Annotated in this window: 1 protein-coding gene; it reads left to right on the top strand. The window is 63.4% G+C overall.

Annotated elements, in window-relative coordinates:
• Positions 1–41 precede the first annotated feature (41 nt).
• On the top strand, positions 42–568 hold a 527-nt coding region (locus AC07X5_RS32635; RefSeq protein WP_494773553.1), incomplete at its 3' end, for a transposase.

A 568-nucleotide genomic window follows, 5' to 3' on the forward strand; every position in this document is an offset into this window, starting at 1 on the left:
CTCAATCTTGAGTCCCCCGCCACAGTCCGAGCCACCGCATGATCACGCCCCGCAGCGCCTTGAAGTTCGACCTCTTTGCCGACGCCTCGCGCAAACGCAAGATCGACGAAGTGGGAGACCCACTGCAGACCATCGCCCAGCACATCGACTTTGCTGAACTGGCGGCGCTGGTAGATGGGCTTGTGGCACGGGCCGATGGCCGCAAGGGCGGGCGCCCGGCCTACCCCACCGAGGTGATGGTGCGCGTTCTCGTTTTGAAGCGCTTGTACAACCTCTCGGACGAGCAGATGGAGTACCAGTTGCTGGACCGCATGAGCTACCAGCGCTTTTGCCTGCTGCAGGACTCTATGAACATCCCTGATCGCAACACCATCTGGCGCTTTGCCCAGCGTATCGGAGTTGACGGTGCTGCAGCACTGCTGCAAGGCGTGGATGCCCAGTTGCAGCGCCACGGCTACATCGCCCGTGGCGGGCAGGCCATCGATGCCACGCTGGTGCCGGCACCACGCCAGCACATCAGCAAGGAAGACAAGGAGCGCCTGGCGCAAGGCCAAGAGCCCGGCTGGAG

The organism is Acidovorax sp. GW458-11-26-14-TSB4, from assembly GCF_059423865.1.